Source organism: Blastomonas aquatica, from assembly GCF_014639875.1.
Classification (GTDB): domain Bacteria; phylum Pseudomonadota; class Alphaproteobacteria; order Sphingomonadales; family Sphingomonadaceae; genus Blastomonas; species Blastomonas aquatica.
The window spans coordinates 538019-559675 of the sequence record NZ_BMGD01000001.1; the positions used below are offsets into that span (position 1 = coordinate 538019).

Sequence of the window (21657 nt, forward strand, 5' to 3'; positions counted from 1 at the left end):
TTAGGGTAAGGGACATGAGAGCATGCATCCGGCCCGCGTCGAGGCCTGTTTTGGCGTGCCGATCGGGCATTCGCCCAGGGGAGATTCCAGCAATGCCGGTCCAGCGCAGCTTCTGCCGTTTCTGCCACGCCAATTGCGCGATCCTGGTCGAGACCGAAGGGGATCATGTCGTCCGCGTGTCGGGTGATCCCGAAGACCCGGTGTTCGGCGGCTATACCTGCATCAAGGGGCGGCAACTGCCCGAGGCACACCATCATCCCGAGCGGCTGATGGCCTCGCAGAAGAAAACCGCAGACGGCTTCGTGCCGATCGCCAGCGAAGCGGCGCTGGACGAGATCGCTGCAAGGCTGAAAGCGCTGATCGACGAGCACGGGCCGGACAGCGTCGCGATCTATGCGGGCACCTATGCGTTCCAGAACTCCGCCGGGGTCGCGTCTGCCATGGCATTTGCGCAAGGCCTGGGTACCCGGCATTTCTACACCAGCGTGACATTGGACCAGCCCGCCAAGGTCTACACCGCGTTCCAGTATGGCCAGTGGCAGGGCGGCGGACATGTGTTCGGCGAGGCGGATGTCGCGCTGTTCATCGGCAACAACCCGATCGTGTCGCATTATGGCCCACCCGGAGGTCTGCCGCCGTTCTCGCCCTCGCGCCGCCTGCGCGATGCGATCGAGGGCGGTTTGAAGCTGATCGTCGCCGACCCGCGGACAAGTGATGTCGCAGCGCTGGCGCACATCCACTTGGCCGTAAAACCAGGCGAAGACCCGGCGCTGCTCGCCGGGATGATCCACGTGATCCTGGACGAGCGGCTGTGCGATGAGGCGTTCGTACAGGCCCATGTCGATGGTCTCGCCGAACTCAAAGAGGCGGTCTCGGGCTTCCCGCCCGCTATCGCTGCTGCGCGCGCCGGCGTCAGCCAAGCCGATCTGGTCGCCGCCGCACGCATGTTCGCCGGCGGCACCAAGGGCTCGGCCAGCACCGGCACCGGGCCCGAGATGGCGGGCAACGGTACGCTGACCCAGTATCTGGTGAGCAGCCTGAATATCCTGTGCGGACGATTCTGCAGAGAGGGCGAGAAGAGCTCGATCCCGCGCATCTTCACGCCGGTCACCCCTCGCCGAGCGCAGGTCGCTGCGCCGATGAAATTATGGGGCGAGGGCTTTGCCGCCTCGCGTTTTCGCGGGCTGACCCATCTGATGAACGAGATGCCGTGCAACGTGCTGGCCGACGAGATCCTCACGCCAGGCGAGGGTCAGATCAGGGCGCTGGTCTCGATCGGCGGCAACCCGATGCTGGCCTTTCCCGATCAGGACAAGATGGCGCGCGCGGTTCAATCGCTCGATCTGTTCGTCAGCGTCGATATCCGTAGCCAGGGTGTCTCCGCGCGGCGCTCGGACTATATTCTTGCGCCGCTGATGTGCCTTGAGCGCGACGACATCTCGTCGCTGTCCGAATGGTGGTATGAAATTCCATACGCGCGCTACACCGAAGCGCTGATCGCGCGCCCGGGCGACCTGCTCGACGAATACGAGATGCTCTGGGAGCTCGCCAAGAGGCTTGGCACCGGATTGCCGCTGGCGGGTGGCCTCTGCCCGATGGATGTGTGCCCCGACAAGCAAAGCTTCCTCGATATGGCGGTGGCAGGCTGCGTGGTTGCTCCCAGCCAGGTCCGCGCCGACAGCGTCGACGGCCGCGCGGTGATCTATGATGACAAGCACCCAATCGTCGAACCAGCCGAGCCCGGGCACAATGCGCGGTTCGATCTGGCGGGCGGGGCGATGCCCGCGCAACTGATGGCGTACGGCCGCGATGATCCGGCGGCACACGGTTATCCATTCCGGCTGATCTCGCGCCGCAGCCGTCACCGGTTCAACTCGACCGGCGGGCATCTGTCCGCGCTTGCGGCCAAGCGCACCACCAATCCGGCGCATATCCATCCCGACGATCTTGCAGGCCTTGGCGTGACCGATGGTGAGATGATCCGCATCGCCTCCCCGCATGGCGAGGTGCACGCGCTCGCCAAGGCTTCGGATGCATTGCGCCGTGGGGTCATCTCGATGGCGCATGGCTATGGCGACCCCGATGTCGGGCCGGATGAAGTGCCGATGCGCGGTGGATCGACCAACCGGCTAGTCTGCGAAACCAGCGGCTATGATCCGATCACCGGCCAGGCGCTGCAAAGCGCAATCCCGGTCAAGGTGCAGCGTGTTTGATACAGCGCCAATCCGCCTTCCGGTCGGCTCGGGATTGCGGTCGCCCGCTTTGTCGGCCATCACGGAGGTGATGGCATTCACCCCGATCACCCCTTGCGATGTTGCACCGGGTACCACCCGTTTTGTGCAGCATGAGGGCGCAGCATTTCTGGTCGCGCGCGATGGTGATGGCACACTGCACGCGGTGGACGGATTGTGCAGCCATGCGCTGTTGCCGCTGGCCGGGGCGCGGTTGCGGCGGGGGCATATCATCTGCCCGCATCACGGCGCGCGATTCGACATCACCAATGGCGCAGCCAAGGGACCGCCGGCCCATTGCGGTATCAAGACATGGCTGGTGCGGGAGAATAACGGCATGATCGAACTGGATCTGGACGCATGATGTTTGATGTGACGGACAAAGTAGTGCTGATCACCGGCGCGGCATCGGGCATCGGCGCTGCGACGGCGAGGCTGGCAGCGCAGCGCGGCGCGAAGGTCATCGCGACCGATCTGGACGGCGAGCGCATCCAGGGTGTCGCCGCCGATTGCCATTGCATCGGACTGAAGCACGATGTGACCAGCGAGGATGATTGGGACAATGCCATCACCGCTGCGGTACACCATTACGGGCGGCTCGACGCGCTCGTGTCGAACGCAGGGATCGTCAACTACGAGCCGATCATCGATCTCGACATGGCGCGGTTCCGCAAGCTCAATCAGGTGCATGTCGAGGGCAGCTTCATCGGCCTGCAACAGGCCGTGGCACAGATGCGGGCCCAGGCAGCGGACAAGCCCGCCACCGGCAGCATCATCTTCACCGCATCGGTGATGGCCAATTGCGCTGCGCCCGCGATTTCGGCCTATGCGGTCGCCAAGGCGGCAATGGCCAACATGGCGCGCGCGGTCGGGGTAGAGCTTGGCCGCAAGGGCGACATGATCCGGGTCAACGCGGTCTGTCCTGGCCCCACCCGCACGCCCCTGCTTGAAGGCGCAATGCCGGCAGGCGCAATGGACGACCCCGCGCACTGGACCGATGTTCCGCTGGGCGTGCCGCAGGAGCCAGAAGACATCGCCGAGAGCATCCTGTTCCTGATCAGCGAGGAATCCTCGTTCATGACTGCGGCGCAAATGGTGGTCGACGGCGGATGGAGTTTGACGTGACCCGCGCAGCCATCGTCACCGGATCGACCTCAGGCATCGGCCGCGCTACCGCCTTGCGCCTCGCCCGGGCCGGCTTCCACATCATCGCCACCGGGCGCAGCCATGAGCGCGGCGCCGAGACCGTGCGCCAGGTTCAGGCGGCCGGGGGAACGGCCGAGTTCCACAGCTTCGATGTCACGTCCGAAAGCGACTGGGCCGCATTCGCCGATGTCGTCACCGCTGCGCACGCATCCGTCGATGCGCTGATCAACTCGGCAGGGTCGTTCTTCTCCAAGCCGCTGCCCGATACCACGCTCGAGGACTTCCGCCATCTTTGGACCGCCGACGTCGAAAGCGTGGTGCTGGGCACGAAATATGGCCTGCGGATGATGCGCGACACCAAAAGCGCAGGGTCGATCGTCAACATCTCCTCGCTCGCCGGGCTGATCGGGCTTGATGACTGCGCCGCCTATTGCGCGGCCAAGGCTGCGGTGACACATTTCAGCCGGGTGGCCGCGCTCGAAGGCGCGCAGATGGACCCCAAGGTCCGAGTCAATTCGCTGAACCCAGGCGTGATCTACACCGAGATGATCACCGGCGCTTATGGCGACAACGACGCGGTCAAGGCGTTCGTGATGGACGGAAACGCGCTGCAGCGGGTGGGCACCGCGGAGGATATCGCCAGCGCCGCCACGTTCCTCGCCTGCCCCGCCTCGCGCATGGTCACCGGCACCGCGATGCTGGTCGATGGCGGGCGCGGCGCTGACTGAACTTCACATTTCCTTCTTTCGGAGAGTTTCCAGGCAATGACCAGCAACCGCCAGTTCATCCTCAAGCGTCGCCCCGAGGGCGCTCCGGTCGCAGACGATTTTGCGCTGGAAACCTCGGCAATGCCCACGCTGGAAGAAGGCCAGTTCCTGATCCGCAACCAATATGCCTCGCTCGATCCGGCGATGCGTGGGTGGATGTCCGATGCGGAAAGCTACATGCCGCCGATCCCGCTGGGTGCCCCTGTGCGTGCCAGCACCATCGGCGTCGTCGAGGAGAGCAAGGCCGAGGGCTTTGCCAAGGGCCAATGGGTGCTGGGGCTGAACGGAATCGAGGATTATTCGGTCGGCACATTGGGCGGCTTCACACAGCCGATCGATCCGCACGCGGTGCCATCGGTGACCAATTACCTCTCGCTGTTCGGCGCGGTCGGGATGACGGCCTATTTCGGCTTCATCGATGTGTGCGAGCCAAATGTCGGGGATGTCGTGCTGGTGACGGGCGCGGCAGGCGCGGTCGGATCTTTGGTCGGGCAGATTGCCAAGATCATGGGCTGCACGACTATTGGCATCGCAGGCGGCGCCGAGAAATGCGCGCGGCTGAAGGAGCGCTACGGCTTCGATCACGCCATCGACTATCGCGGCAAGGACGCCGCCGCGCTCGATGCCGCGATCAAGGCAGTGGCCCCCGATGGCGTCGATGTGATCTTCGAGAATGTCGGTGGCGACATCCTCGATGCCGGCCTGATGAACCTGCGCCATGGCGCGCGGATCGGGCTTTGCGGACTGATCAGCGAATACAACGCGCCGCAGCCGGTGGGCGCGCGCAACATCTGGCAGCTGATCGTCCACCGCGCCTCGATCCGCGGGCTGCTGGTCGCAGATTATGTCGGGCGCTTCGCCGAAGGCGGCGCAAAGATGGGCGAGTGGGCAGCATCGGGGCAGCTGGTGGTTGACGAGCATATCGACGAGGGGCTGGAAAACGCGCTACCCGCGTTCCTGCGGCTGTTCGAGGGATCTAACCAGGGCAAGATGATCCTCAAGATCGCGTGAGCATGCGCGACCTGCTATACCGGACACGCGACCAGGATGTTGCGAAGAAAGCCCGCCCCCAATCCACGAAGGAACACGCATGAGCAGACTGAACGGGCGCAAGGCGCTGGTCACCGGAGCCGCATCGGGAATCGGCGCGGCGACGGTCAGGCGGCTGCTGGCCGATGGCGCGACGGTGCTGGCGTGCGACATCAGCAGCGAGGGGCTGGCCGGAACATTCAATCATGTCGCCAACCTGGCCGATCCCCAAGCGATCACGACTTTGGCCGCTGCCGCCGAAAGCCAGCTCGGCGGGCTCGATATCCTGATCAACAACGCAGGCGTATGCCCTGTGGGGACGCTCGAAGAGTTGACCGACGACCAGTGGCAGTTCGGGCTCGACGTCAATCTGCTCGCGCCGGCGCGGCTGTCCAAGGCGTGCCTTGCACTTCTGCGCGCATCCAAGGCGGGGCGGGTGATCAACACCGGATCGATCCTGTCGCGCTATGGTGATGCGGGGCTCGGCGCCTATGCCGCGTCAAAGCATGCGATCCTGGGGTTCACCCGCTCGCTGGCGATGGAGCTTGGTCCGTACGGGGTCACGGTCAATTGCGTCCAGCCCGGCTGCATCGTGACCGGAATGACCCGCGGAATGCTCGAGAACGAGGCGGCAGCGGAATATTATCGCGACAAATCAGCGCTCAAGCGGCTGGGCCAGCCCGAAGACATCGCCGATGTCATCGCGTTTCTGGCAAGCGACGACGCGCGCTTCATTACCGGCCAGGGCATCATCGCCGATGGCGGGGTGATGACGCACAGTTGAGCGGGATGGATCAACCGTTGTCGAAGTGAGCGGTCATGTCGCGGCTGGCGTGGAGGACAGCCACCACCGTGACACGTGATTCGTCATATCGGAAAAAGATCAGATAATTGCCCACTGAAGTGCTGCGTAACCCTGTTGCAAGTTCGGACCTCTGCGTTCCAAGGGTTGCCGACAGGCGGGCGAGCTTCGCGCATTTATCCAACAGGCGTTTGCGAAACACGAGAGCTGTTCCCGGTTGCCGCTCTCTCGCGCGATATAGGTCGTTATCTCCGCCAGCTGCCTGCGTGCAGCTGTGGTGATGATCAACCGCGTCATGCAGCCAGCTCACCGCTTTTCTCCATATCATCCAGCACCTTGTCGAGATATGCATCGACCTCTTCAATTGTGTGCTCGCCACCCTCCGCAATCGCCGCCTCGATGGTCTCGCGCAGCGCTGCCAGCTTGGCCTCGCGCTCCTCGACCAACCGCAGCCCCTCGCGGACGATCTCGCTCGCAGAGCCATAGCGCCCGGTCTTCAGCAGCGCCTCGACATAGCCTTCCCAGCGTTCGCCAATGGATACGTTCATCGGTTTACTCCTTTTCGCAAACTCCCTCTTGATAGACCAATAACACAAACAGCGCAATTTTCGTTATCGCACGAAATCGCCGCAACCTAGCATTTTCGACTATCGCCGCTCGCCTCCGGTGCGGGCTATGACAGGGGCATGACAGACCAAAACAATGGGAGCAGGCAGTGACGGTGGCGGCAGAGCAGAAGAGCTTTTTCCATCCCGATGTGCTGTCGAACCCCTTTGCCTTCTATCAGGAGCACATCCCCACCCAGCCGGTCTATCACGACACGGCAAGCGGGCTGTACCTCGTGCTCAGCCACAAGCTCGTCAGCGAGGCGACCGCGCGTACGGACGAGTTTTCGAACAATTTCCAGGCGGTGCTGTCAGGCGCGCGGTCCGAGGATCCCGAGGTCAAGGCGATCCTGGAGGGGGGATGGCCGCAGGTTGATACGCTGCTAACCGCCGATCCGCCGGTGCACACCCGGTTCCGCAAGCTCGTGAATCTGGCGTTCTCGGCTCCCCGAGTGAACAAGCTGGAAGCGCATATCCGCGAGATCGCGCGCGACCTGATCGATGATATGCTTGCCAAGGATGACGTCGATTTCGTCCGCGATTTCGCGATGCCGCTGCCGATCCGGATGATCTCCGAGCAACTGGGGCTGACGCATGAAGACCCCGGCACGATCAAACGCTGGACCGACGCGTTTGTCGATCGTCTCGGCGGCATGGTGCCGCTTGAACGGGAACTGCAGTGCGCGCGCGAGGTCGTCGAGTTCCAGCACGCGATCAAGGCACAGATGGATCTGCGCCGCGCCAACCCCACCGACGACCTGCTGTCCGATCTGGTTCACGCGCAGGTCGAGGGTGAGCGGCCGCTCAATGACGGCGAGCTGCTCTCGATCGTGCAGCAGCTGCTGGTCGCAGGCAACGAGACCACCACTGCCACGCTGGCCGAAGGGATCATCCTGCTGGCGCGCAACCCGGGCGAACTCGCCAAGGCCAGGACCGACCCCAAGATCATCCCCAACATGATCGAGGAAATGCTGCGGCTGGCCAGCGCCTCGTCGGGAATCTGGCGGGTGATGAAAGCCGACGCCGAGCTTGGCGGAGTCACGCTGCCCAAGGGCGCGATGGTGATGATGCGATATGCCGCCGCCAACCGCGATCCCGAACGCTATCAGGACCCCGACCGGTTCATCGCCGATCGCGCCAATGCCCGCACGCATCTGGCCTTCGGGCGCGGCATCCACATGTGCGTCGGCAACATGCTGAGCCGCAAGGAAATGACCGTGGCGTTCGAGGAACTGCTGCCGCGTATCAGCGCCATCACGCTGACCAACGAGGCAGCGATCGCCTATCATCCCAACATGATGCTGCGCGGCCCTTCGTCGGTTCCCGTGCGCTTCGAGCATGCGTTATGAATTTCGATTACGATGAAAGCCAGTTGCTGTTCCGTGCGTCGGTCGAACGGTTTCTGGACGGCAGCGACATCGCCGCACGCAAGGCGCAGCGTGCGCACCCCGGCGGCATCGATCGCGCGCGCTGGCAGGCGATGGCCGAGCTGGGGCTGACAGCCATGGTCCTGGGCGAGGACAAAGGCGGACTTGGCAGCAGCACGCTCGATCTGGTCGCGGTGGGCGAGAGCTTCGGCCTACGGATTTCCTCGGACAGCTGGCTCGAAAATGCAGTGCTGCCGGTGGCGCTGGCGGGAGCGGGACTGCCCGAAGGTCATGCGGTGATCGACGCGTTGGCAGGCGGCGAGGCGATCGCCGCGCTGGCGCTGTTCGAGCCGCAGGGACGGCATCTTGCGACACCGCGCGGAACCACCGTGAAGCCATCCGGTTCGGGCTATAGCCTGAGCGGCGACAAGACCTTCGTGATCGGGGGGATGGCTGCCGACTGGCTGCTGGTGAGTGCCATGCACGGACCGCAGCCCGCGTTGTTTCTGGTCGCCGCCGATGCGCCGGGCGTATTCCGGCGCGGACACCGGATCATCGATGGCAACATCGCGGCCGAAATTCAGTTGCGCGGGTGCGAAGTATCCTCCGAGGCAAAGCTCGACCTGGACTGGAGCGCGGTCGAGCAGGTGCTGTCCACAGGCAGGCTCATCGCCGCCTCCGAGATGACCGGACTTGCGCAGCGCCTGTTCGACGATACGCTCGTCTATGTCCGCCAGCGCGAACAGTTCGGCCAGCCGATCGGCCGGTTCCAGGCGATCCAGCATCGCATGGTCGATTGCTACGCGCTGGTCGATCAGTGCCGCAGCGCGCTGATCGCGGCGGTCACGGCGGGCGATGCTGCGTCGATCGCGGGGATGAAGGCCGTTGTCGCCGAATGCGCGCTGCAGATCGGGCGCGAGGCGATCCAACTGCACGGCGGCATGGGGACGACCGACGAGCTTGAAATCGGCCATGCCCACAAGCGGGTGCTGCTGTTGTCGCAATGGCTTGGCGATCCGGCGAGCGGGCTCGATACATTTGCGCGCGACGTTTCGAGGGTGGCAGCATGAACGTGGCAATTCCGGTGGCCGAAGGGCTGTGGACCGACGAGGCCGAGCCCCGCCTGATCGGCGGGCAGCACCGCCTAACCGGTGAGATCGTCTTCCCCATGCTGCAGGGTGATGCTGCGCAGCATTTCGATGCATTTCCGCTGTCGCGCACCGGCACATTGTGGTCGTGGACCAGCCAGGGTTTCCGCCCAAAATTGCCGCCTTATGCCGGCCCCGAGGCCTTCACGCCGTTCCTGATCGGTTATGTCGAGCTTCCCGGCCAGGTGATCGTCGAAACGCGGATCGAAGGGGCCAGCCTTGCTGATCTGAAGCTGGGGATGCCCATGGAGCTGGTGCTCACCGAGTTCGCACCGGGGCGCTCCACATTCGCCTTCAGGCCAGCACCATGACTCGCCCCACCCTGCCCGTTTGTCCCGAGCCTTTCGGCTGGCTTGCCAGCCAGCCGAGGGGCTCGGGACAAACGGACGGTGGCAGTGTTTGAAAGGCTTAAGCGCATGACCAACGTCCAGATCATCGGCGCTGGCATCCATCCGTTCGGGCGGACCGAGGACCGATCGGGCCGCGATCAGGGGGTGTTCGCGGTGCGGCAGGCGCTCGCCGATGCAGGCCTTGAATGGACCGACATCGAATGCGCCTATGGCGGCTCCGAAGGCGCGGGCAATGCCGATATCATGGTCAACGAACTCGGCCTGACCGGCCTGCCCTTCATCAACGTCTCGAACGGTTGCGCGACCGGCGGCAGCGCGTTGTCTTCGGCGCGCAATGCTGTCGCCGCAGGGCAATGCGACATCGCGCTGGCGGTCGGGTTCGACAAGCACCCGCGCGGCGCATTCAATGCCAAGCCCGGCGACTGGGGCCTGCCCGAATGGTATGGCGAAACCGGGATGATGCTGACGACGCAGTTCTTCGCGATGAAAATCCAGCGCTACATGCAGCTCCACGGCATCCGCCGCCGGACCCTGGGCATGGTCGCCGAAAAGGCGTTCCGCAACGGCACTTTGTGCGATCACGCCTGGCGGCGCTCGCCGGTCGATCTCGATACCATCCTCAACGCGCCGATGGTCAACGATCCGCTGACCAAATACATGTTCTGCTCTCCGGCCGAAGGCGCGGTGGCGCTGATCATCGCCTCGGAAAAGAAGGCGCGCGAACTGGGCGCGGACGGGGTCAGGATCGCCAGCATCGCGGTGCGCACCCGCCCGCCCGGATCGTTCGAGGTTTTTGCGCCCGCGATCAGCGTCGAGCGGGGCGGCAAGCCAACCGAGCTCGCCAGCAAGGCGGCTTACGAGGCCGCCGGCATCGGTCCCGAGGACATCGATGTCGCACAGCTGCAGGACACCGAATCGGGCGCGGAAATCATGCACATGGCCGAGAACGGCTTTTGCGCGGATGGCGAGCAGGAGCAATGGTTCGCCGAACGCCGCACCGAACTCAACGGACAATTGCCGGTCAACACCGATGGCGGCTGCCTGGCGTGCGGCGAGCCGATCGGCGCATCGGGGCTGCGGCAGGTTTATGAAAACACCGTGCAACTGCGCGGACGCGGCGGCGCGCGGCAGGTGCCGGGCAATCCCAAGACCGCCTACAGCCATGTCTATGGCGCGCCTGGCCTGTCAGCCGTGGCGATACTGGAGCGATAGGATATGGGAATGATGCAGGGCAAGGTGGCGCTGATTTCGGGCGGCGCAGAAGGCATCGGCGCGGCGACCGGGCGGCGGATCGTTGCCGAGGGTGGCAGCGTGGTGCTGGGCGATATCCAGATCGACAAGGCCAGGGCACTGGCGGCAGAGCTTGGCGATCATGCGGTTGCGGTGCCGCTCGACGTGCGCGATCTTGCGCAATGGGAAGCGGCGGTGCAGACCGCGCTGGACACCTTCGGCAAGCTCACCCATCTCGCCAATATCGCTGGCATATCCGAACCCGGCGCGGTGCCCGATGTCGATCTGGACAGCTGGAGCCGCACGATCGACATCAACCTGGGTGGCACGTTCAACGGGTGCCGCACGGCGATCCCTGCGATGGCGGCATCGGGCGAATCCGGCGCGATCGTCAACATCGGATCGATGCTCGCGCTGCGCGTCGGCGCGGAATTTGCCGCCTATTGCGCGTCGAAGGCAGCAGTAACCGCGCTCACCAAGACCATCGCGCTCGATTGTGCCGCAAAGAAACTGCCGATCCGCGCCAACACGGTGCACCCCGGCGCCATCCGCACGCCGATGTTCGAACGCTATCTCGAGGCGCTGCCCGGCACGGTGGAAGAGGTCGAGGCGATGTTCGCCGCCAACCACCCGATGGGCCGTGTCGGCGAGGCGGTAGAAGTGGTCAACGCCATCGTGTTCCTGCTGTCCGATCAGGCCAGTTTCACCACCGGAGTCGATTTTACCGTCGATGGCGGTGGCCATTTCCGTAGCTGAAAGGCAGATTGAGGCATGGCTGAACGGATCGATGCGCATTTCGTCGCGGCGGGCAAATATCACGATATCGACTTCGCCCGGCTCGAGGTGCTCAAGCTGCTCGCCGAGCACGACAATATCCGCACCACCGTGGCGCACGACTATAATGGCGTGGGCGACCGGCTGCCTGCGTGCCGTTTCCTTGTCACCTATACCTGCGACCTGATGCCATCTGCGGCCGAGACGCAGGCGATCGCATCCTTCCTTGAGGCCGGGGGCCGCTGGCTGGCGCTGCACGGCACCAACTCGATCCTGCGCTTCACCGACGCCGGGGTCGACAGCCCCGAAGAGCGTCCCGACGTGATGCAGATGCTGGGCACCCAGTTCAAGGCACACCCGCCGATCGGCGCGCCGTTCACGGTTCAGATGGTCGACGGCGACCATGATGTGACGCGGGGCATTGCCGATTTCGATGTCGTCGACGAACTGTATCTGATGAAACAGGTGAGCGATATCCGAACGCTGGCGCAGACCCGGTTTGCCGGCGAGGCGACCGGCTTTGTCGATGCAAACTGGCCCGAAACGATCGTGCCGGTGATCTACACCCGTGCGATCGGTGGCGGCGGCATCCTCTACAACACCTTGGGCCATTGCCGGGGGCATTACGACCTTCCGGGCATGCAGGACTTCTACCCGCATCCCGAAAAATGCGCGTGGAATTACCCGATTTATTACGAACTGTTGCGCCGCAGCATCATCTGGGCGACCGGAAATGGCGGGATTTGATACATGGACATGGATTTCACCTCCGATGAACTGGACTTCCAGACCGAGGTGCGCAGCTTCCTGAAATCGCACCTCACGGATCGTCTGATCGATGGCGCACGGCGAACCCCGGGCGTGTTCGTCGAGCCCGATATCGGCCTCGAATGGCAGCGTACCCTTCATGAGAAGGGCTGGCTGGCGACGCACTGGCCGGTCGAGGATGGCGGCACGGGCTGGACATCGGTGCAGCGCTACATCTTCGAGAAGGAATGCGCTCATGCCGGCGCGCCCGCGTTGCCGGTGTTGGGACTCAAGCTGGTCGGGCCGGTGATCTGCCGCTTCGGCACGCCCGAACAGAAGGCGCGCTTTTTGCCGCGCATTTTGACTGCCGAGGATTACTGGTGCCAGGGCTATTCCGAGCCGGGATCGGGATCCGACCTTGCCAGCCTCAAGACCCGGGCGGTGCTGCACGGCGGTGAATACCGCATCAACGGCTCCAAGATCTGGACCACGCACGCGCATTACGCCAACTGGATCTTCTGCCTGGTGCGCACCGATGCGGACGCCTCGGCGCAGCGCGGAATCACCTTCCTGCTGGTGCCGATGGACCAGCCGGGAATCAGTGTCACCCCGATCATCACCATGGCGGGCGACCATGAGGTCAACCAGGTGTTTTTCGACGATGCGATGAGCGCAGCCGAAAACCGCATCGGCGACGAGGGCCAGGGCTGGACCATCGCCAAGTTCCTGCTCGAAAACGAACGCGGCGGATCGTGCTTTGCACCCAAATTACTGGTCGATATCGAGCGGCTGATGGTGACCGCGGGTTCGGTGCCCAGCGGCAGCAATGGCGCGCTGGCGCACGACCCCGGCATCGCGCGCAAGCTTGCCTCGCTGCAGTTGCGCGCTCGCGCCTTCGAGATCAGCGAACTGCGCATCCTTGCCGAAATTGCCAAGGGCAGGCCGCCGGGACCGCAGACATCGCTGATCAAATTGTTCTCCGCCAACCTGCGGCAGGAGCTCGACACTCTGGCGATGGAAATCCACGGGCTGAACGGGCTTCAGCTCCCCGAAGAGCGCCCGCTTTATGGCAATGAGGCACCCGAACCGGTGGGATCGATCGACGCGCAGATGGCGGCGGGACGCTATCTCAACTCGCGCGCCTGGACGATCTTTGGCGGATCGGACGAGGTGCAGAAGAACATCATCGCCAAGACCGTGCTGGGGCTCTGAAAATTAGCAAATCCTCCCCTGAAAGGGGAGGGGGACCACGCAGTGGTGGAGGGGCAGCGGTATTGCGCATCGGGTCGATCGACGCATAATCCCGCATCCCCTCCGTCAGTCCTGCGGACTGCCACCTCCCCTGAAGGGGAGAATTTGAAGGTCAGCACAAACCACAACCAAGGAGAGCCCCCCATGGGCACCACCCAGATCATGTACCGCCCCGGCCTGATGCAGGGTGAGCGGATCCTCGTTACCGGAGGCGGCACGGGCCTGGGCAAGGTGATGGCCGAGGCGTTCGCCTATCTGGGAGCCGAGGTGCACATCTGCGGGCGGCGCGGCGCGGTGCTCGAGGCAACCGCTGACGAACTGATGACCCGGCACGGCGGCACGGTCGGTGCGCATCCCTGCGACATCCGCAACCCGCAGGCGATCGATGCGATGGTCGAGCAGATCTGGTCGCAGCACGGGCCGCTCACCGGCCTCGTCAACAACGCGGCGGGCAACTTCGTCAGCCGCACCGAGGATCTCAGCGTCAATGGCTTCAACGCCATCTCGGACATCGTGTTTCGCGGCACCTTCTACATCACCCACAACATCGGCAAGCGGATGATCGCCGAGAACATTCGCGGCAATTTCCTCGCGATCCTCACCACCTGGGTGTGGAACGGCGGGCCGTTCACCGTGCCGTCGGCGATGTCCAAGGCAGGTATCAACGTGATGACGCAGTCCCTCGCCACCGAATGGGGCCGCTATGGCCTGCGTTTCAACGCGATCGCGCCGGGCACCTTCCCCACCAAGGGCATGACCGAGCGGCTTTCGCCCGGCAATGCGCAGGGGCTGCAGGGGCAGAACGCCGACCGCAGCAACCCGATGGGCCGGGTCGGCGAAATGCACGAGCTCGCCAACCTGGCGGTGCTGCTGATGGGACGCGGTGCGGGCTATATCAACGGCCAGACCATCGCCATCGACGGCGCGGGCTATCAGGCCAATTCGGGCAATTTCTACCAGAGCCTGTCGCGGATGGATGACCAGCAATGGGCCGATATGGCCGCACAGATTCGCGGTGCGAACGCCAAGGACAAGGCGGCGCGGACCACCGATTGATCCCATCGCACGAAAATACCAACATTCCGTAGCGTTGCAGCCCGGTCTGACATACTCTTCGCGGAGGAGAGCAGGATCGAATCAGAGGGAAAACCATGATCGAGACACCACGTCATTTCACCGAGAAGGCCGAAGGCCGCAACAATCCGGTCAACACGCTGGCGCAGCGCGTTACCATCCGGCGGGTCGAGGACATCCGCGATGCCGCGGTGGCACTGCACGAAATGTCACAGACCCGGGGCTTTCGAGTCGCTGCCTGCGATGACATCTCGTCCAAGGAACCGATGATCGATGCCGATGGCGCGATCATCAACGGCGAGATCTTCGGCTGGATGGCCGACGGCGAACGCTGGTGGGAGGATACAAGGCTGGCGCTGAACTCGCCGCTGCCCCGCGCCTGCCGCTATGAGAGCGAGCCCTTCTGGTGCAACGAGCATGGCATCTTTGGCCGCTGGCGCAACGAATATCTCGAAGAGATGGACCTTACCGATTTCCAGAAACGCTCATTGTGCCATGCCGCGATCATGGTGCCGGTGCACCTGCCGTTCGGCCAGATCGGATCGGTCAGCTTCACCCCGCTCGACAAGAGCCTGACCGACCTGTCCGAACCGTTCGAGAAGCACGCCGATCTGATGGCGGCGATGACGCGGCGGTTCATCGCGGGCTACGTCACGGTGATGCGCACCAAGCGGCGGATTCCGGCGGACTGCATGCTGTCCAAGCGTGAGGTCGAATGCCTGCGCTGGGCGGCGATCGGCAAGACCGACAAGGAAATCAGCATGATCCTCGACCGCAGCCACGCCACCATCCGCTACCACATCCACCGCGCCGGCGAGAAACTCGACGCGGTCAACCGCAGCCAGACGATCTTCAAGGCCGGGCAACTGGGTTATCTGGGCGCGAGTGATTGAGGCTCATAAATCCTCCCCGAGCTTGTCTCGGGGAGGGGGACCGCCGACCGGAGGTCGGTGGTGGAGGGGAAGCGGGATGGCACACCCGTTGATCGGCATCACGATCCTGTTGCCCCTCCACCACCCGCTGCGCGGGCGGTCCCCCTCCCCCAGCAAGCTGGGGGAGGATTTTATATAGCGCTACCCCACCAGCCTGACCGGGTCGCTCCCATCCCAGCCCTTCGCGGCCTCTGCGACCATCGCGAAGAACCCCTCGCTGCCGCTGGCAGGCTGCAACACCTCGATGATCGCTCCAGCGTTGGGCCGCGTACCCGCAGGGCCGCAGTCGGCGTAGATCACTGCGCCATTGGCCCCCACCTTGCCTTCGACCAGCACCTGCCCGCCGCCCGCCTCGATTGCATCGCGTGCGCCTGCAATGTCGTCGGTCAGCACACACACATGGTGCATCGCGCCGCTTGGCGGACGATAATCGCCGCGATAGATCGAGGGGACATCGTTTTCCTGCCGGATCAGCTCGATCTGCACATCGCCCCATTGCGCCAGCGCGATGGTGAACTTGCAGTCGGAGGGCGCACCCATGAACCGGCCATCTTCCAGCACGATGTTCTGCATCACGAAGAACGGCCCGACGCCCATCGCTTGCGTCCAGTGGATGAGCGCCGCATCGAAATCGTCCGGCACGAACGCGATCTGCATCGGCTTGCCGATCGCGGAAATGCTTGGAGGGGTCATGGCGGCGGGCTCCCACTGATTAAACCAATAGTGTCATTGGTATCCCGCTTTCTGGCATGGTGCATGAAATTGCCATTGATCAATTTGGGAGGGCCGCATGGCCGAGCGCGATCCGTCCGAGAGCCTGACGCCCGACTGGGCGGCGTCGCGCAAGCTGCGTGCGCGTGAAATCCGGCGGAAGATCGTCGCCAATGTCGCTGGCAAAACCACCGATATGGCAGACGGCCCGCTTCCGCTGCACAAGTCGGTGTATATCGACGAGGCGCGGTTTGCAGCCGAGCGCGAGCAGCTGTTCCTGGGTCAGCCGCTGGTTGCGGGGCTGACCGGCGATATCCCCGAGCCAGGCGATTATCTGGTGTTCGATGCGGCAGGCCCCTCGATCCTGGTGATCCGCGGCAAGGACAATGCCGTGCGCGCGTTCCGCAACATGTGCACCCACAGAGGCGCCAAGCTGGTCGAGCAGGCCGAGCCGTTCACCGGCAAGGCGGCACGTATCTCGTGCCCCTTCCACGCCTGGACCTTCGACAACCTTGGCAGGCTTGTCGGCCAACCGGGCAAGGCGGGCTTTGCCGATTGCGCCATCGGCGCACGCGATCTGCTCGAACTACCCTGCACCGAGCATCTGGGGCTGATCTTCGTGCGCGCCTCCGAGGGCGATCCGATCGATGCCGCCGCGCATCTGGGCGAGTTTGCCGACCAGCTCGCGCTGATCGAGCTGCACCGTGCGGTCCCGGTGAAAAAGGGCATCATGCACGCGCAATCCAACTGGAAGTTCGCGCTGGATACCTATGGCGAGGGCTATCACTTCGCAGCATTGCACGCCTCGACCATCGGCCAGACGCACTACAACGACATCTCGGTGCTCGAACGGTTCGGGCGGCATCATCGGATCAGCTTCCCCGACAAGACCGTGGGCGATCTGGTGAGCACAGACGAGGCCGAGTGGCCCGACACCGAATATGGCGGGGTGCATTACCTGTTCCCCAATACGGTGATCTTCTTCGGCGCGGTGACGCCGGGCGTGTATTTCACGCAGGTGTTCCGGCTGTTCCCCGATGGCGTCGGCAAGACCCGCTGCCAGTTCGGTGTCTATGCGCCGTTCGGGATCATCGACGAGGAATATCGCGGTGTCTGCGAGATGGCGTACGATGCCACCGCGCAGGTGGTGCAGTCAGAGGACTATCGCGTCGCCAGCCACGGCTATGCGAACCTGATGACCGCGCCTGAGGATTTCCAAGTCGTGCTGGGTGCCAACGAAAGCGCCCCGCAGGCGGTGCACCGTCACATAGCCGAGGCGATCGGTATGCCATTTTAAGCCATCCCAGAACCCACCTCCGTTTGTCCCGAGCCCTTCGGCTGGCTGTCAAGACAGCCGCTCAAGGGTAAACTAAAGTCGAGGGACGTTATCGAAAACGGTGGCGCATACGTCCCTCGACTTCGCTCGGGACAAACGGGTGAGGGGCAAGAATAAACGAGAACGAGTTTAGGAGAGTACCCCATGGAAGACGCGAGCCGGACCTACCCTGCCGACCGCTGCCCGGCGATCACGGTCGACGAAATTCTCGACCTAGACAGCCGGCAGGTGCCGCCCGAAGTGCGCGGCGACAGCTGGCGCGATCTCGGCACCGAGCCGGTCACCGCAGAGCGCTATACCAGCGTGGCGTTCTTCGAGGCCGAGAAGAAGCACATGTGGCCCAACGTCTGGCAGATGGCCGCGCGCGAGGACGAGCTGCTGCAGCCGGGCGATTATGTCGTCTACAACAATGTCGGCCGCTCCTATCTGGTGATGCGGCAGGACGACGGATCGGTGAAGGCGTTCCACAACGTCTGCCTGCACCGCGGCCGCAAATTGCGCACCGAGAGCGGCTCGGCCGACGACCTGACCTGCCCGTTCCATGGCTTTGCCTGGAAGACCGATGGCGCGATCAAGCATATCCCGTGCGAATGGGATTTCACGCATCTCAAGGAACGCGACATGAGCCTGCCCGAGCTGCGCGTCGAGCGTTGGCAGGGGTTCATCTTTGTCACCGAAAGCACCACGCAGCTGAGCCTTCGCGATTATATCGGCGCGGAAGTCTATGACCGGTTCGGCCGCTGGCGGCTCGACGAATGCTATACCGCTTTGTGGATCGGCAAGGTGGTCAACGCCAACTGGAAGGCGGTGTCCGAGGCGTTCATGGAGGCCTGGCACTCGATTGTCACCCACCCGCAGATCCTGCCCTACACGGGTGACGCAAACACCCGCTATTCGATGTGGGGCGATCATGCGAACCTCGCGCTCACCCCGTTCGGCCTGCCCAGCCCGCACTTGGCGGCGGACAACCTCAGCGAAGACGACATCATCGCCGCGTTCAGCCGCACCTCGGGCCGCTCGGCCTCGCTCGAGGGCCGCAAGCTCGCCGAGGGCGAGACCGCACGCAAGGCGATGGCAGAGACCAACCGCGCGAACTATCTCGACGCTCTGGGCTATGACAGCTCGGACATCTCGGACAGCGAGATGCTCGACGCGTTCACCTACAATATCTTCCCCAACCTCTCGCCCTGGGGCGGGTTCGTGCCCAACATCGTCTACCGCTGGCGCCCCTGGCCGGACCAGAACGCGACGCTGATGGAGGTGCGGCTGCTTGCCCGCAAGCCCAAGGATGGAGCGATGCCCGAGGCTGCCGAAATGCGCTTTCTTGAAGCGGATCAGCCCTGGGCCACGGTCACCGAATGGGGCGCGCTGGGCGAGGTGTTCGATCAGGACATGGAAAACCTGCCCTATGTCCAGGAGGGGCTGATCGCGTCGGCCAACAACCGGGTGGAACTCGGTCGCTATCAGGAGGGCCGCATCCGCCAGTTCCACCAGACCATGGACAAGTATCTGGCGGGGCAGCTGCCATAACGCAGCAGCCCTAACGCTCCCCTTCCCGTTTGTCCCGAGCCCTTCGGCTGGCTGGCAAGCCAGCCGCTCTGGGTAAACTAAAGTCGAGGGACGTACGCGCAGGCGGTGGCGCAAGATCCCTCGACTTCGCTCGGGAACACGGGAGATTTTTACAACATGGCATTCGATGGCCCCGCAGAAGACCAGGTCGCGATCCGCGCGCTAATCGACGGCTATACCGACGCGGTGTTCCGCCGCGATCCGCACGACTGGGGCGCAACCTGGACCGAGGATGCGCTGTGGAACCTGATGGGCACGCAGGTCCGCGGGCGCGAGGCGATCGTCGGGTTGTGGACGCAGGCGATGGCGGGATTTCCGTTCGTGGCGTTCTTTGCGCAGGTCGGCAGCATATCCGTCGATGGCGACCGCGCGACGGGCAGAGTCTACACCCACGAATATCTCGAGCTCGCCGATGGATCGGTCAGCCGCCCGATCGGCCAGTATCTCGATGTCTATACCCGCACCGCCGACGGCTGGCGCTTTGCCGAGCGGCATTTCAGCGTCCTGAAGGAGACCCATCGCCCATGAGTATCGTCATTGCAGGCGAGGTCGATTTCCCGCCCGAAAACCGCGACACCGCGCTGGCGGGTGCGAAGGACCTGATCGAAATGGCGCTCGCCGAACCCGGTTGCCGCCATTACGCCTGGAGCGCCGATCCGCACGATCCGGGCCGGGTGCATGTGTTCGAGGAATGGGACAGCGCCGACGAGCTGCAGGTGCATCTCGAAGGTCCCGCCTATCAGGGGATGCTCGGGCATCTGAGCCAGTTCACCATCCTCAACGCCGACACTCGCAAATACCGCTTCGATCTGAAGGAGCCGGTGTACGGGCCTGATGGCGTCGCCACCGCGCGCTTTGCGAAAGGGACCGCAGCATGACCGACCTCACCGGCAAGACCGCGATCGTCATCGGCGCAGGCGGTGACCAGAACATGGGACAGGTGATCGCGCGGGCCTTGGCCAGCGCGGGCGCCAAGGTCATCGTCTCGGGCCGCAAGCGCGAACCGCTCGAGGCGCTGGCGTCCGATATCGGCGGCGAGGCGGTGACCTGCGACCTGACCAGCCGCGCAGACGTCGATGCGCTGTTCGATGGCGTCGCCGCGCGTCATGGCCGCGTCGACATCGCGATCAACGCCACCGGATGGGGGCTGATGAAGCCCTGGGCCGATGTCAGCGACGACGATCTTGCCCAGATGGTCGCGCTGCAGTTCACCGGGGTGCACCATATGCTGGGCGCATGCCTGCGCACGATGACGGGCGGCGGATCGGTGATCCAGATCTCGTCGGCGACGACGCAGGCGATGATCTTCGACCATGCCGCCTATATCGGCACCAAGGCGGGGTCCGAGGCGCTGATCCGCTGCTTTGCCAACCAGTACGGGCCGCAGGGCATCCGCGCCAATGTCGTCTCGCCGGGCCTGACCGCAACCCCGATGGCCGCGAGCGCGGTCGCCATGCCCGGGCTCGAGGCCGCATTCGCCAAGGAATACCCGCTGGGCCGGATCGGCACGGCAGACGATATCGCGCACACCGTGCTGTGGCTGTGCGACGATCGCACCTTCGTCACCGGGCAGAACATCCACGCCAATGGCGGGCTGACGCTGCGCCGCAATCCGCGTCCGGAAGAGATCGCAGCCTCAGTGGGCGCCGCGATGGCCGCGCAGAGCCAGTGACACCAGAATGAGCGGCCACCTGCTCTCGCTGGCGTCTGGCGTATTGCCCGAATTCCCGCCCGAGCAGACGGTAGCGGCAGCGATCGCCGCTGGGTGGCCTGCGGTCGGCCTCTGGGTCGAACCTGCGACCTGGACCGCCGCGACGGCTTCCGAGGTGCGCAGCCGCACCCGCGATGCCGGGATCGTCGTGCTCGATGTCGAGGTGGTGTGGCTGAAGCCCGGCGCGGACGATCCCGATCACTTGCGCATCATCGACGCGGGCGCGGCGATCGGCGCGCGCAATGTGCTGGTGGTGAGCTCCGACCCCGATCCGCAGTCGACCGCCGACAAATTGCGCCGCCTCACCGAGCACGCTGCCGAGCGCGGCATGCGCGTCTGCCTGGAGTTCGCCGCGTTCACCGAGGTCAAGTCGCTCGCCGCCGCGCTCGACATTCTGGAGCGCAGCCATCCCGACACCGGGCTGCTGATCGACCCGCTCCATTTTGCGCGCACCGGCGCGAGCCCTAAGATGCTGCGCGGCATCGATCCGCACCGGCTGCCCTATGCGCAATTCTGCGACGCGCCCGCCAGCGGCCCCTCGCCGCAGGATGTTCCAGCCATCATCCACGAGGCGCTCGATCTGAGGCTCGATGTCGGCGCAGGTGGACTGCGGTTACGCGATCTGATCGGCGCGCTTCCCGCGAGCATTCCACTCAGCATCGAATTGCGATCCAAGGCGCTGCGAGACGCGTTCCCCGATGCGACAAAGCGGGCCGCTGCGCTGCTGGACGCAACCCGTAGCGGCATGGCGGCGCTCGTGCGCTGATCGCTGCCGCTACGAGACTAGATGCCCGAAATTCTGCGCATCTGCTGGCACATTGCAAACGTAACGCTATAGTGCTGCACAATCTGCCCGCGCATTCGGGTCGCAACCAGG

At 64.3% G+C, this 21657-nt stretch carries 24 protein-coding genes; 21 read left to right on the plus strand and 3 right to left on the minus strand.

What is annotated here, in order from left to right:
• Positions 1 to 92: 92 nt before the first annotated feature.
• The 6 genes from IEW00_RS02485 to IEW00_RS02510 all read left to right on the plus strand — a co-directional run bounded on the left by IEW00_RS02485 (position 93) and on the right by IEW00_RS02510 (position 5957).
• Positions 93 to 2213 (plus strand): molybdopterin-containing oxidoreductase family protein, encoded by a 2121-nt coding sequence (locus tag IEW00_RS02485; protein ID WP_188512760.1) that lies wholly within the window; start codon positions 93 to 95, stop codon positions 2211 to 2213.
• Between the two features lie 70 nt (positions 2214 to 2283).
• Entirely contained in the window at positions 2284 to 2595 is a 312-nt protein-coding gene (locus IEW00_RS02490; protein ID WP_188512761.1) for a Rieske (2Fe-2S) protein, read from the plus strand.
• 8 nt (positions 2596 to 2603) lie between these two features.
• Positions 2604 to 3356, plus strand: a complete 753-nt coding sequence (locus IEW00_RS02495) for an SDR family NAD(P)-dependent oxidoreductase (protein WP_188512762.1) — start codon at positions 2604 to 2606, stop codon at positions 3354 to 3356.
• Positions 3353 to 4105 carry an SDR family NAD(P)-dependent oxidoreductase gene (locus IEW00_RS02500; protein ID WP_188512763.1) on the plus strand — a complete coding sequence of 251 codons (753 nt, stop codon included), beginning with the start codon at positions 3353 to 3355 and terminating at the stop codon, positions 4103 to 4105. Before IEW00_RS02495 ends, IEW00_RS02500 begins: the two co-directional genes overlap by 4 nt.
• Before the next feature lie 36 nt (positions 4106 to 4141).
• Positions 4142 to 5155, plus strand: a complete 1014-nt coding sequence (locus IEW00_RS02505) for an NADP-dependent oxidoreductase (RefSeq protein ID WP_188512764.1) — start codon at positions 4142 to 4144, stop codon at positions 5153 to 5155.
• Positions 5156 to 5234: 79 nt separating this feature from the next.
• Positions 5235 to 5957 carry an SDR family NAD(P)-dependent oxidoreductase gene (locus tag IEW00_RS02510; protein ID WP_188512765.1) on the plus strand — a complete coding sequence of 241 codons (723 nt, stop codon included), beginning with the start codon at positions 5235 to 5237 and terminating at the stop codon, positions 5955 to 5957.
• Between the two features lie 10 nt (positions 5958 to 5967).
• Here IEW00_RS02510 and IEW00_RS02515 read toward each other — a convergent pair whose 3' ends face one another.
• Positions 5968 to 6285, minus strand: a complete 318-nt coding sequence (locus IEW00_RS02515; RefSeq protein ID WP_188512766.1) for a type II toxin-antitoxin system RelE/ParE family toxin — start codon at positions 6283 to 6285, stop codon at positions 5968 to 5970.
• On the minus strand, positions 6269 to 6523 hold the full coding sequence (locus IEW00_RS02520; RefSeq protein WP_188512767.1) for a type II toxin-antitoxin system ParD family antitoxin: 255 nt from the start codon (positions 6521 to 6523) through the stop codon (positions 6269 to 6271). The genes IEW00_RS02515 and IEW00_RS02520 overlap by 17 nt, the downstream gene beginning before the upstream one ends.
• Positions 6524 to 6690: 167 nt before the next feature.
• Between IEW00_RS02520 and IEW00_RS02525 the strand changes: the two genes are divergently transcribed.
• The 9 genes from IEW00_RS02525 to IEW00_RS02565 all read left to right on the plus strand — a co-directional run bounded on the left by IEW00_RS02525 (position 6691) and on the right by IEW00_RS02565 (position 15414).
• Positions 6691 to 7929 carry a cytochrome P450 gene (locus IEW00_RS02525; protein WP_188512768.1) on the plus strand — a complete coding sequence of 413 codons (1239 nt, stop codon included), beginning with the start codon at positions 6691 to 6693 and terminating at the stop codon, positions 7927 to 7929.
• Positions 7926 to 9017, plus strand: coding sequence for an acyl-CoA dehydrogenase family protein (locus tag IEW00_RS02530; RefSeq protein ID WP_188512769.1), 1092 nt, complete (start codon positions 7926 to 7928; stop codon positions 9015 to 9017). Before IEW00_RS02525 ends, IEW00_RS02530 begins: the two co-directional genes overlap by 4 nt.
• Positions 9014 to 9406, plus strand: coding sequence for a Zn-ribbon domain-containing OB-fold protein (locus tag IEW00_RS02535; RefSeq protein WP_188512770.1), 393 nt, complete (start codon positions 9014 to 9016; stop codon positions 9404 to 9406). The genes IEW00_RS02530 and IEW00_RS02535 overlap by 4 nt, the downstream gene beginning before the upstream one ends.
• A 105-nt stretch (positions 9407 to 9511) precedes the next feature.
• Complete coding sequence (locus IEW00_RS02540; protein WP_188512771.1) at positions 9512 to 10657, plus strand: thiolase family protein; 1146 nt, start codon at positions 9512 to 9514, stop codon at positions 10655 to 10657.
• Positions 10658 to 10660: 3 nt separating this feature from the next.
• Positions 10661 to 11431 carry an SDR family NAD(P)-dependent oxidoreductase gene (locus IEW00_RS02545; protein ID WP_188512772.1) on the plus strand — a complete coding sequence of 257 codons (771 nt, stop codon included), beginning with the start codon at positions 10661 to 10663 and terminating at the stop codon, positions 11429 to 11431.
• Between the two features lie 15 nt (positions 11432 to 11446).
• Entirely contained in the window at positions 11447 to 12196 is a 750-nt protein-coding gene (locus IEW00_RS02550) for a ThuA domain-containing protein (protein WP_188512773.1), read from the plus strand.
• Positions 12197 to 12199: 3 nt separating this feature from the next.
• The gene (locus IEW00_RS02555) at positions 12200 to 13408 is read left to right on the plus strand and encodes an acyl-CoA dehydrogenase family protein (protein ID WP_188512774.1); all 1209 of its coding nucleotides are present in this window, start codon (positions 12200 to 12202) and stop codon (positions 13406 to 13408) included.
• 183 nt (positions 13409 to 13591) lie between these two features.
• Entirely contained in the window at positions 13592 to 14503 is a 912-nt protein-coding gene (locus IEW00_RS02560; protein WP_188512775.1) for an SDR family oxidoreductase, read from the plus strand.
• Positions 14504 to 14598: 95 nt separating this feature from the next.
• A complete protein-coding gene (locus IEW00_RS02565; RefSeq protein WP_188512776.1) occupies positions 14599 to 15414 on the plus strand; it encodes a helix-turn-helix transcriptional regulator in 816 nt (271 codons plus the stop codon).
• A gap of 180 nt (positions 15415 to 15594) precedes the next feature.
• Here the strand turns inward: IEW00_RS02565 and IEW00_RS02570 are convergent, their stop codons facing one another.
• The gene (locus IEW00_RS02570) at positions 15595 to 16146 is read right to left on the minus strand and encodes a VOC family protein (RefSeq protein ID WP_188512777.1); all 552 of its coding nucleotides are present in this window, start codon (positions 16144 to 16146) and stop codon (positions 15595 to 15597) included.
• Between the two features lie 97 nt (positions 16147 to 16243).
• Between IEW00_RS02570 and IEW00_RS02575 the strand changes: the two genes are divergently transcribed.
• The 6 genes from IEW00_RS02575 to IEW00_RS02600 all read left to right on the plus strand — a co-directional run bounded on the left by IEW00_RS02575 (position 16244) and on the right by IEW00_RS02600 (position 21546).
• Positions 16244 to 17461 carry an aromatic ring-hydroxylating oxygenase subunit alpha gene (locus IEW00_RS02575; RefSeq protein WP_188512778.1) on the plus strand — a complete coding sequence of 406 codons (1218 nt, stop codon included), beginning with the start codon at positions 16244 to 16246 and terminating at the stop codon, positions 17459 to 17461.
• A gap of 183 nt (positions 17462 to 17644) precedes the next feature.
• Positions 17645 to 19030, plus strand: a complete 1386-nt coding sequence (locus IEW00_RS02580) for an aromatic ring-hydroxylating oxygenase subunit alpha (protein WP_188512779.1) — start codon at positions 17645 to 17647, stop codon at positions 19028 to 19030.
• A gap of 156 nt (positions 19031 to 19186) precedes the next feature.
• Complete coding sequence (locus IEW00_RS02585) at positions 19187 to 19597, plus strand: nuclear transport factor 2 family protein (protein WP_188512780.1); 411 nt, start codon at positions 19187 to 19189, stop codon at positions 19595 to 19597.
• Positions 19594 to 19947, plus strand: a complete 354-nt coding sequence (locus IEW00_RS02590; protein ID WP_188512781.1) for a putative quinol monooxygenase — start codon at positions 19594 to 19596, stop codon at positions 19945 to 19947. Before IEW00_RS02585 ends, IEW00_RS02590 begins: the two co-directional genes overlap by 4 nt.
• On the plus strand, positions 19944 to 20741 hold the full coding sequence (locus IEW00_RS02595; RefSeq protein ID WP_188512782.1) for an SDR family NAD(P)-dependent oxidoreductase: 798 nt from the start codon (positions 19944 to 19946) through the stop codon (positions 20739 to 20741). Before IEW00_RS02590 ends, IEW00_RS02595 begins: the two co-directional genes overlap by 4 nt.
• A gap of 7 nt (positions 20742 to 20748) precedes the next feature.
• Positions 20749 to 21546, plus strand: a complete 798-nt coding sequence (locus tag IEW00_RS02600; protein WP_188512783.1) for a sugar phosphate isomerase/epimerase family protein — start codon at positions 20749 to 20751, stop codon at positions 21544 to 21546.
• The last annotated feature ends 111 nt before the right edge of the window (positions 21547 to 21657 follow it).

What these genes read in the sequence shown, in the direction of transcription:
- IEW00_RS02485 (WP_188512760.1), top strand. Translation starts at nt 93, where the DNA reads ATGCCGGTCCAGCGCAGCTTCTGCCGTTTCTGCCACGCCAATTGCGCG.
- IEW00_RS02490 (WP_188512761.1), top strand. Translation starts at nt 2,284, where the DNA reads ATGGCATTCACCCCGATCACCCCTTGCGATGTTGCACCGGGTACCACC.
- IEW00_RS02505 (WP_188512764.1), top strand. Translation starts at nt 4,142, where the DNA reads ATGACCAGCAACCGCCAGTTCATCCTCAAGCGTCGCCCCGAGGGCGCT.
- IEW00_RS02510 (WP_188512765.1), top strand. Translation starts at nt 5,235, where the DNA reads ATGAGCAGACTGAACGGGCGCAAGGCGCTGGTCACCGGAGCCGCATCG.
- IEW00_RS02520 (WP_188512767.1), bottom strand. Translation starts at nt 6,523, where the DNA reads ATGAACGTATCCATTGGCGAACGCTGGGAAGGCTATGTCGAGGCGCTG.
- IEW00_RS02530 (WP_188512769.1), top strand. Translation starts at nt 7,926, where the DNA reads ATGAATTTCGATTACGATGAAAGCCAGTTGCTGTTCCGTGCGTCGGTC.
- IEW00_RS02535 (WP_188512770.1), top strand. Translation starts at nt 9,014, where the DNA reads ATGAACGTGGCAATTCCGGTGGCCGAAGGGCTGTGGACCGACGAGGCC.
- IEW00_RS02540 (WP_188512771.1), top strand. Translation starts at nt 9,512, where the DNA reads ATGACCAACGTCCAGATCATCGGCGCTGGCATCCATCCGTTCGGGCGG.
- IEW00_RS02545 (WP_188512772.1), top strand. Translation starts at nt 10,661, where the DNA reads ATGGGAATGATGCAGGGCAAGGTGGCGCTGATTTCGGGCGGCGCAGAA.
- IEW00_RS02550 (WP_188512773.1), top strand. Translation starts at nt 11,447, where the DNA reads ATGGCTGAACGGATCGATGCGCATTTCGTCGCGGCGGGCAAATATCAC.
- IEW00_RS02555 (WP_188512774.1), top strand. Translation starts at nt 12,200, where the DNA reads ATGGACATGGATTTCACCTCCGATGAACTGGACTTCCAGACCGAGGTG.
- IEW00_RS02560 (WP_188512775.1), top strand. Translation starts at nt 13,592, where the DNA reads ATGGGCACCACCCAGATCATGTACCGCCCCGGCCTGATGCAGGGTGAG.
- IEW00_RS02565 (WP_188512776.1), top strand. Translation starts at nt 14,599, where the DNA reads ATGATCGAGACACCACGTCATTTCACCGAGAAGGCCGAAGGCCGCAAC.
- IEW00_RS02570 (WP_188512777.1), bottom strand. Translation starts at nt 16,146, where the DNA reads ATGACCCCTCCAAGCATTTCCGCGATCGGCAAGCCGATGCAGATCGCG.
- IEW00_RS02575 (WP_188512778.1), top strand. Translation starts at nt 16,244, where the DNA reads ATGGCCGAGCGCGATCCGTCCGAGAGCCTGACGCCCGACTGGGCGGCG.
- IEW00_RS02580 (WP_188512779.1), top strand. Translation starts at nt 17,645, where the DNA reads ATGGAAGACGCGAGCCGGACCTACCCTGCCGACCGCTGCCCGGCGATC.
- IEW00_RS02585 (WP_188512780.1), top strand. Translation starts at nt 19,187, where the DNA reads ATGGCATTCGATGGCCCCGCAGAAGACCAGGTCGCGATCCGCGCGCTA.
- IEW00_RS02590 (WP_188512781.1), top strand. Translation starts at nt 19,594, where the DNA reads ATGAGTATCGTCATTGCAGGCGAGGTCGATTTCCCGCCCGAAAACCGC.
- IEW00_RS02595 (WP_188512782.1), top strand. Translation starts at nt 19,944, where the DNA reads ATGACCGACCTCACCGGCAAGACCGCGATCGTCATCGGCGCAGGCGGT.
- IEW00_RS02600 (WP_188512783.1), top strand. Translation starts at nt 20,749, where the DNA reads ATGAGCGGCCACCTGCTCTCGCTGGCGTCTGGCGTATTGCCCGAATTC.